This is a genomic window from Streptomyces niphimycinicus (genome assembly GCF_018883605.1).
Taxonomy (GTDB): Bacteria; Actinomycetota; Actinomycetes; order Streptomycetales; family Streptomycetaceae; genus Streptomyces; species Streptomyces niphimycinicus.
This window is the reverse complement of sequence record NZ_JAHLEM010000417.1, coordinates 1-9011: the sequence shown is the minus strand read 5'-3', so window position 1 is coordinate 9011 and position 9011 is coordinate 1. Positions and strand designations below refer to the sequence as shown.

At 70.5% G+C, this 9011-nt stretch carries 7 protein-coding genes and 1 pseudogene; 4 read left to right on the top strand and 4 right to left on the bottom strand.

Annotated features, from left to right (window positions below; translation table 11 throughout):
• The 4 genes and pseudogenes from KN815_RS31200 to KN815_RS31185 form a co-directional block, all read left to right on the top strand.
• On the top strand, positions 1 to 2134 hold a 2134-nt coding region (locus KN815_RS31200; RefSeq protein WP_216345218.1), incomplete at its 5' end, for a SpoIIE family protein phosphatase.
• 141 nt (positions 2135 to 2275) lie between these two features.
• The gene (locus tag KN815_RS31195) at positions 2276 to 2782 is read left to right on the top strand and encodes a methylated-DNA--[protein]-cysteine S-methyltransferase (RefSeq protein ID WP_216345217.1); all 507 of its coding nucleotides are present in this window, start codon (positions 2276 to 2278) and stop codon (positions 2780 to 2782) included.
• A gap of 137 nt (positions 2783 to 2919) precedes the next feature.
• Positions 2920 to 3647, top strand: a pseudogene (locus KN815_RS31190) (2OG-Fe(II) oxygenase).
• Between the two features lie 97 nt (positions 3648 to 3744).
• Entirely contained in the window at positions 3745 to 4437 is a 693-nt protein-coding gene (locus tag KN815_RS31185; RefSeq protein WP_216345216.1) for an alpha-ketoglutarate-dependent dioxygenase AlkB family protein, read from the top strand.
• On the opposite strand, the gene KN815_RS31180 is transcribed toward KN815_RS31185, so the two are convergent.
• The 4 genes from KN815_RS31180 to KN815_RS31165 all read right to left on the bottom strand — a co-directional run.
• On the bottom strand, positions 4419 to 5615 hold the full coding sequence (locus KN815_RS31180) for a cytochrome P450 (RefSeq protein WP_216345215.1): 1197 nt from the start codon (positions 5613 to 5615) through the stop codon (positions 4419 to 4421). The genes KN815_RS31185 and KN815_RS31180 overlap by 19 nt on opposite strands.
• A gap of 56 nt (positions 5616 to 5671) precedes the next feature.
• A complete protein-coding gene (locus KN815_RS31175) occupies positions 5672 to 6898 on the bottom strand; it encodes an LLM class flavin-dependent oxidoreductase (protein ID WP_216345214.1) in 1227 nt (408 codons plus the stop codon).
• Positions 6899 to 6963: 65 nt separating this feature from the next.
• The gene (locus tag KN815_RS31170; RefSeq protein WP_216345213.1) at positions 6964 to 7719 is read right to left on the bottom strand and encodes an arylamine N-acetyltransferase family protein; all 756 of its coding nucleotides are present in this window, start codon (positions 7717 to 7719) and stop codon (positions 6964 to 6966) included.
• Positions 7720 to 7770: 51 nt separating this feature from the next.
• Positions 7771 to 9011 (bottom strand): type I polyketide synthase (locus KN815_RS31165; RefSeq protein ID WP_253209349.1); only part of this gene is annotated, 1241 nt, incomplete at its 5' end.

Sequence of the window (9011 nt, the reverse complement as noted above, 5' to 3'; positions counted from 1 at the left end):
CCGGCTGCCACTGCTGCTCGGCAGTGGTGCCGGGGCGCTGGCCCTGGCCACGGGCGGGACGGCGCTGATGAGCGGGCGGGTGCGGCGGCAGACCCATGGCCTGGGCACCGTGGAAATGCGGCGGATGTACGAGCACCATGACGCGGTGCTGCACTCGGTCCGCGAGGGGGTGCTGGTCCTGACGGAGGACGGGCGGCTGCTGCTGGTCAATGACGAGGCCCGGGAGCTGCTCCGGCTGGCTCCGGACGCGGAGGGGCGGCACATCGGCGCGCTCGGCCTGGAACCGCATCTGACGGAGCTGCTGACGTCGGGACGGCGGGTCACGGACGAGGTGCACCCCTGCGGGGACCGGCTACTGGTGGTCAATATGCGGTCCACGGACCGTGCGGGCGATCCCGCCGGAAGCGTGGTGACGCTGCGGGACACCACCGCGCTGCGGGTGCTGTCCGGCCGGGCCGAGGAGGCCCGCGAGCGGCTGAGGCTGCTGTCCGACGCCGGAGTGCGGATCAGCTCCTCCCTGGACCTGACGGGCACCGCCGAGCAACTGGTGGACGTGGCCGTCCCCCGGTTCGCCGACATCGTCACCGTCGAGCTGCTGGAACCCGTTCTGCGCGGCGAGGAGCCCGAGCCGCCGTACGAGCCCCTGGCACCGCACCGGACCGCCGTGGGCGGGGTTCCCCCCGAAGCCCCCGTCTTCCGCGTGGGCGAGCGGGTCGGCTACGCAGCCGCCACACCGCAGAGCCGCGCCGTGCAGACCGGAGCCGCCGTACTCCAGGCCGATCCGACCAGCACCGCCGAGTGGCCGCCGGCCGGATCCGGTGCCGAGGCCCGGCACCTCCTCGACCACGGGGTCCACTCGCTGATCACCGTCCCGCTGCGCTTCCGCGGTGTCACCCTGGGCCTGGCCACCTTCTGGCGGACCCGGCGCGGCGAGCCGTTCGACGAAGCGGATCTGGCGATCGCCGGGGAGCTGGCCGTGCGCACCGCCGTGTGCGTCGACAACGCCCGCCGCTACGCCCACGAACACGCCACGGTCGCCGCCCTCCAGCGCACCCTCCTGCCCAGTGGTCTGCCCGACCAGGACGCCGTGGAGGCGGCGTCCCGCTATCTGCCCGCGCAGGGCACGGTGGGCGGAAGCTGGTTCGATGTGATCCCCCTCCCCGGCGCCCGGGTCGCGCTGGTCGTCGGGAAGGTGCCCGGGCAGGGTGTGCACGCCGCGGCCACCATGGGCCAACTGCGCACCGCGGTGCAGAACTTCTCGGCCCTGGACCTGCCCCCGGACGAGCTCATCTCCCATCTGGACGAGCTGGTCACCCGGCTCGACCTGGAGCATGACGCCGGCTCGCAGGGCAGCCGGATCACCGGCGCCGGATGCCTGTACGCGATCCACGACTCGGTGTCGGGCCGTTGCACCATGGCCCGGGCCGGCGATCCGGGCATCGTCCTGACCCGCCCGGACGGCACCGTGGACATCCCCGCGATGCCCGCCTCCCCGCCCCTGGGCCAGGGCGGAGAGCCCTTCGAGGCGGTCAGCCTCTCGCTGCCCGCCGCGAGCCGCCTGGTGCTGTACACCAACGGTCTCCTGCAAGGCCACGGCCGAACCGCCGGCACCGGCCTGGACCTGCTGCGCCACACCCTCAAGGCCGAGCCGGACCTCGGCCCGGACGAGACCTGCCGCAGCCTGTTCCACACCGTCCTCCCGGACCGCCCGAACGATGATGTCGCACTGCTGGTGGCCCGCACCCGGCTGCTGGACCCGGAGAACGTGGCCGAGTGGGAGGTGCCGTTCGACCCGGCGGCGGTCGCCCCGACCCGCGCCGCCTGCGCCCGGACACTACGGGCATGGGGCCTGGAGGACGCCGTGTGCACCGCCGAGCTGGTCATCAGCGAACTGATCACCAATGCCCTGCGGTACGGCACAGCTCCCGTGCGCATCCGGCTGCTGCGCGACCGCGGCCTGATCTGCGAGGTCTCCGACGGCAGCAGCACCTCGCCACATCTGCGGCGGGCCGCGACCACCGACGAGGGCGGACGCGGACTCTTCCTCGTCGCCCAGTTCGCCCAGCGCTGGGGCACCCGCTACACCTCCTATGGCAAGGTCATCTGGGCCGAGACGGCCCTGGACGACCGCTGAGGGCGGGAAGTCACGCGCCGCACGCCCGGTACCGGGCGCCGGAAACACCATGTCCGAATCCCGCCAGCTTTCCCCTTCCGGAAGACGCATGCTGGGAGCAGCGCACGACAGAACAGCGAGAAGAAGAGAGGGACCACAGCCATGACGGTCCACACGACGATCGACAGCCCGCTCGGCGAGCTGCTGCTGGTGGGCGAGAAGTCCGCCACCGCGCCCGGGGGCACCGCGCTGGTCTCCCTGTCCGTGCCCGGCCAGAAGGGCGGCGCCGTCGTCCAGGACGGCTGGAGCGAGGATGCCGAGGCATTCACCGAGATCATCTCCCAGTTGCGCGCGTACTTCGACGGCGAGCGCGTCCGGTTCGACATCCAGTGCGTCGAGGGCGGTACGGACTTCCAGCGCAGGGTGTGGCAGGCGCTGGAGACCATTCCGTACGGCACGACGGTCAGCTACGGTGACATCGCCCGGCAGATCGGCGCCCCGCGCACCGCGGTTCGCTCCGTCGGCACCGCGATCGGCCGCAATCCGCTGCTGGTCGTGCGGCCCTGCCACCGTGTCATCGGCGCCACCGGCGCACTGACCGGCTACGCGGGCGGGCTGGAGCGCAAGCAGCGACTCCTCGTCCACGAAGGCGCCCTCCAGAGCGCCTGAGCGCGGGCCTCGCAGCCACCGGGCCTCGCACCCACCGGGCCGTAGCCACCGGGCCTCGCACCCACCGGTCGGGGCCCGTGCCGCACCCTTCCCGGATCCCGGAGAACACCGATGAGCACGATCGCGGAGAAGCACCGATGAGCACCACGACCGACACCGCACGGCTCCACCAGCGCGTGGCCGCGGCCGACTGGACAGAGCTGGCCGAAGAACTGGACACCCACGGGTGGGCGCTCACTCCACGGCTGCTGACCCCCGCGCAGTGCGCCCGTATCGCCGGGCTCTACGAGCGGGACGAGCGGTTCAGGAGCACGATCGACATGGCCCGCCACGCTTCGGCTCCGGCCAGTACCGCTACTTCACCCATGACCTGCCCGAACCGGTCGCCGAGTTGCGCGCCGCGCTCTATCCGCGGCTGCTGACCATCGCCCGTGACTGGGCGGAGCGGCTCGGCCGCCCGGCGCCCTGGCCGGACAGCCTGGAGAAGTGGCTGACCATGTGCCATGAGGCCGGACAGGACCGCTCCGCGCAGATCCTGCTGCGATACGGGCCCGGCGACTGGAACGCCCTGCACCGGGATGTGTTCGGCGACATGCTCTTTCCGCTCCAGGTGGTGATCGGGCTGGACGCGTACGGCACGGACTACACGGGCGGGGAGTTCCTGCTGGTCGAGCAGCGGCCCCGGGCCCAGTCCCGGGGCACCACGGCCGTACTCCAGCAGGGCCACGGGCTGATCTTCACCACCCGTGACCGCCCGGTGGCCACCAAGCGCGGCTGGTCGGCCGGTGTCATGCGGCACGGGGTCAGCACGGTGCGCTCCGGGCGCCGCCACGCACTGGGCCTGGTCTTCCATGACGCGGCCTGACGCCATGGCCGGAACGCCGACGCCTCCGACATGGCGCCCGAACCCACCGCCCCACATCGCGGCCCGACATCACCAACCCGCCCGCGGAGAACCCCGTATGAACGCCCTGATCCCCCGCCCACGCCTCGAGGTGGCCCCCGGCGCCGTCCATGTGCCGGGCTGGCTCACCCTCGAACAGCAGCGGGAGCTGGTCATCGCCTGCCGGGGCTGGGCCACCGGCCCGGTCCCGATCCGGCACACGAAGCTGCCGCGCGGGGGCGTCATGTCGGTGCGGACGGTGTGCATCGGCTGGCACTGGCAGCCCTATGCGTACACCCGCACCGCAGACGATGTGAACGGCGCCCGGGTCGCCGAATTTCCGGACTGGATGGTCGAGTTGGGCCGCCGCGCGCTGGCCGACGCCTACGACGACGAGACAGCCGGTGAGGGGTACACCCCCGACACCGCGCTCATCAACTTCTATGACGCCCAAGCGAAACTCGGCATGCACCAGGACAAGGACGAGAGGTCATCCGCTCCGGTGGTCTCGCTCACCATCGGCGACAACTGCGTCTTCCGCTTCGGCAACACCGAGACCCGTACCAAGCCGTACACCGATCTCGAACTCGGCTCCGGGGATCTGTTCGTCTTCGGAGGCCCCTCCCGCTACGCCTACCATGCCGTCCCCAAGATCCTGCCCGGAACCGGTGACCCGGCCACCGGACTGAAGTCCGGACGGCTGAACATCACGATGCGGGTCACCGGCCTGGCCGATCCGGCGTCGTCCAGCGATCACCCCTCGGGCCGCTGAGCCTCGAATTCGACGGGGAGCGCGGTCAGCGAGCGGATGAACGGGTTCTTGCTGTGGCTGATCTCGGAGGCGGGAACACTCAACCGAAGCCCGGGGAACCGCCGGACCAGGCTCTCCAGGGCGATCTGCCCTTCCACCCTGGCCAGTGGCGCACCGATGCAGTAGTGGATGCCGTGGCCGAACTGGAGATGCATGCCGGAATCCCTCGTCAGGTCCAGCCGCTCGCCGTCGGTGAAGTGCGCCGGGTCGGAGTGTGCGGCGTCCATGTCCAGAAGCACCTGCTCGCCGGCGCGAATCCGCACGGGGCCGATCTCCACGTCCTCGTTGGCGAAACGCACGACGAGGATGCCCGGCCCGGCGTGCCGGAGCAGTTCCTCCAGGCCGCGCCCGGCCAGTTCGGGGTCCTTGCGCAGCAGCTCCAACTGGTCCGGCCGGGAGAGCAGGGCGAGGACCGCGTTGCTGATGAAGCTGCCGGTCAGCTCGTATCCGGCGATCAGCATCATCCGGGCGGTGGCGACCACTTCGCGGTGGCTGAGCCGGTCGTCCTCATGTGCCGACATCAGATCGCTGATCAGGTCGTCCTCCGGGGCCTTCCGCCTGGCCTCGGCGAGATCCTCCATATACGTCCACAGCTTGGTGGCCGCGTCCTGGGAGCGTGCGGCGGTGTCCGGGTCCAGCGGGGGCGTGAGCATCAGGTCGGCCCACTGGTGGAATTCGGTGCGGTCGGCGATGGGCACGCCGAGGAGTTCACAGATCACCTGCATGGGCAGCGGGATGGCCAGCGCGGTGACGAGATCGGCCTGGCCCTCGACGGCGATCCGGTCCAGCAGGGAGTCGGTGATCTCCTGCACCCGCGGCCGCAGGCTCTCCACCCTGCGGGTCGTGAACGCCTTGGCCAGCAGCCTGCGCAGCCGGGTGTGCTGGGGCGGATTGGTGCCGGGCAGCGTGTCCTCGAACAGGCCGCTCACCGGCGTGGTCTGGCCCTGGGAGGCGGCGTAGGCGGCGGCCGGGCTCATGCCGGGGTGTCCGAGACAGTCCCTGACCTCGTCGTATCGGGAGACGAGCCATGCCGTGGTGCCGTGCATCGTGATCTGCCGCGGTGGGCCGTGCTTGCGCAGTTCGTCCGCGACGGTCTTCGGGTCGAGGATGCGAAGTTCTTCTTCGGAGGTGTCAGCCATGGCGGTATCGCGTTCTCCTTCGGTGGGTGTCAGCTCCGGCTACGGGCGGGTGGGGTTCAGCTCTGGCTGCGGGCGGGGATGATGTAGTCGGGGTCGGCCGTCCGTGGCGGCTCGCGCCGGGCCATCGCGGCATCGATGGCGGGCCGGAGCCGGGCCGCCTTCAGCCGCTCGGCGGTCTCATCGCGCTCCTTGAACTCGGGCATCACCTCGTTGGCGAAGAGCTCCAGCGACTCGCAGATGTGCTCGTGCCGGGTGCCACCGCCCTGGACGAGGAAGATCGCCTGGTCCAGCCCGGCCTCCTCGTGCAGCCGCAGGAAGTCGCGTATCTGGCGCGGAGTGCCCACCGCGCCCCGGGCCGGATTGCCCAGCGGCATACCGGGCCTGCCGAAGGAGGAGCGGCCCATACCGTGCTTGTCGCGGTCGCGCTGGAACTCCTCCCACAGCCGGGTGCGGCCCGGTGCGGCGGTGCCGAAGCCCGCGTAGAAGCCGAGGCCGAAGTTGAAGAACTGGACGCCGTCGACGGCGCGTTCGACGGCGGTGGTCTCGTCCTGGTGGCAGAACATCGGTATGGTCGCGGCGATCTGCGCGTTGACCGCGAACCCCGCGGGTACGCAGTCCGCCGACTCGATGCCCGAGTAGTAGGCGTCGACCCACGTCTTGGTCTCGGCCGGTCCGAAGAAGGAGAAGTTCAGCGCACCGAGCCCCTTGGCCGCCGCGACGCGGATCGCGTCCCGGTTTCCGCAGGCCATCCACATCGGCGGATGTGGCTTCTGCCGGGACTTGGGCAGCACATTGCGGACCGGAGCGGAAACGTACTTGCCCTCGGATCCGGCGAAGGGCTCCTCGACGAACATGTGGGCCACGGCGTCCACCGCTTCCGCCCACTGGTCCCGTTTGTCGGAGCGCTCCACGCCGAACCCGCCCAGCTCGGTGGGGGTGGTGGACTCGCCCGTGCCGAAATCCACCCGCCCGTCGGAGAGCAGGTCCAGCGTGGCGATCCGCTCGGCGACCCGGGCCGTCGGGTTGAAGGCCGGAGGCATCAGGGCGACCGCGTGGCCGATACGGATGCGGCTGGTGCGCTGGCTGACCGCACCGAGGAACACCTCGGGCGCGGACATGTGCGAGTACTCCTCCAGGAAGTGGTGCTCAGGACACCACACCTGGTCGAAGCCCAGCCGGTCGGCCAGCTCGATCTCGTCCAACATGTCGTTGAACAGGCGGTGTTCGGAGTCCTGGGTCCAGGGTCGGGGAAGCTGCGCCCCGTACAGCAAACCGAATTTCATGGCGCATCACTCTCATCTGCTGGTCGTCGGCCTCGGGCCGGGACGGGATGGCGGCACCGGCTCGGTCAGTCGCGACCGTCCCAGTACGTGTCGAGCACCTGGGCGCGCTGTTCCGGATCGACGAGGAGGGTGACCTTCTCATGGCCGTCCTCCACGATCGTGAACATGTTGTTGGTGAGGAAGACCTGTCCCTTGTCGATGACGCGCCGGCGCCTGCGCATCGCCGCCAGGATGGCCGGGCCGTCGCCGTCACCGACCCCGGCCCAGGCGCCATAGCTCCTGGGCTCGGTGGTGAAGCGGTAGGTGGTGCGCCAGTCGTGCTCCAGGGTCTTGGCCTGGAGCACGAGATAGCCGTCCCGCCGGATCAGCCGGAACGCGCAGCCGTACTGCCACTGCACCTCCTCGGACAGGCGCAGCGGCTCGATGAAACAGAGCCCGGCATGCCCCACGTCGGCCAGCCACTCCTGCCCCTCGATACGGACGAGCATCAGCATGTGCTCGGGGTCGGGGGCGAAGGTGTCACCGGGCAGATAGGTGCCACCGCTGATGACGTCCAGGTCATAGCCCAGCTCGCGGAGCAGCCGGGCGAACAGGGTGTTCAGCTCCAGGCACATACCACCGGCGCCGGTCGGCACGATGGCCTCGAATGCCTTGTCGATATCGATGTCGGCCATGTTCTCCGCACTGAGGCGGTGCGTGTGGTTGGTGTCGTAGGGGACCGCCATGAGATGGCCGCGGTGCAACTGCCGCAGGTTCGGCAGGGTGGGTGCGGGCCGCTGGGAAAATCCCAGATGCGCCAGGTACGTGTCCGTGCTGAACATGTGCGATCCCTTTCGCTGCGGGTCCGGCTGAACCGGGCGGGTGTGTCGGACTCACTCCCGGGCGCCTCCGGGAGAAGCGTCCGCATCGGCTTTCTCCAGCTCGTCCCGCAGTTCCCGGGCCAGCATCCGGAGAGTCGGGTGGTCGAAGACAAAGCTGGGAGGCAGCCGCAGCGCGGTGCGCTTGGCCAGGCGATCGCGGAGTTCCACCGCCATCAGGGAGTCCAGGCCGATCTCGGTGAACAGCACATCGGGGTCGAGCGTGGCGGCCGCCGAGTGGCCCAGCACCCGGGCGGTCTCCTGCTGGACCATGTCGAGGAGAATCCGCTCCTGCTCCTCGGGGGGCGCCCCGGCCAGCCTGCCGGTCACCAGTTCCTCATCCGTAGTGGCCCGAGCGGCCCGCCGGGCCGGTGGCGCCAGCTTGTGCAGCAGGGGCGGCACCGCCCCGTCGACGGCTTGGGCCCGGAGCGCGGCTAGGTCCAACTTGATGGGGAGGACCGTGGATTCGCCCGTACGCAGCGCGGCGTCAAACAGTTCCATGCCCTCGGCCGGGGACAACGGTGCCACACCACCACGTGTCATCCGGCGCTGGTCGGCATCACCGAGACGGCCGGTCATGCCCGTTCCCGCGGCCTGCTGCCACATGCCCCAGGCGAGGGACATGGCGGGAAGTCCCTGTGCCCGGCGCTGATGGGCGAGCGCGTCGAGGTAGGCGTTGGCGGCGGCGTAGTTGCCCTGCCCCGCGTTGCCCAGAGTGCCGACGGCGGAGGAGAACAGGGCGAAGGCGGACAGCTCCAGGTCCCGGGTCAGCTCATGGAGATGAAGCGCCCCGTCCACCTTCGGCCGGAATACGGCGTCCATACGCTCCGGGGTCAACGCCGTCAGCACACCGTCGTCCAGAACACCGGCCGTATGCACCACCGCAGACAACGGAACATCCCCCGGAACCATATCCAGCAGCCGGGCGACAGAGTCCCGGTCCGCCACATCACACGCCACGATGCGTACGCGCGCGCCCGCCTTCACCAGCTCCGCCTCCAACTCGGCGGCGCCAGCGGCCTCAGGCCCGCTCCGACTCGCCAACACCAGACTCCGCACCCCATGCACCGCCACCAGATGCCGCGCCACGACCGCACCCAGCGCCCCCGTACCACCCGTGACCAACACCGTCCCACCAAAACCCACACCGACCGGCTCGGCCTCGGGCACATTCATGACACGGCTGAGGTGCCGGGTGAAGCAGATGGCGTCGCGTAAGGCCAGTTGGCGCTGGTCACCGGCAAGCATCGCGGGCA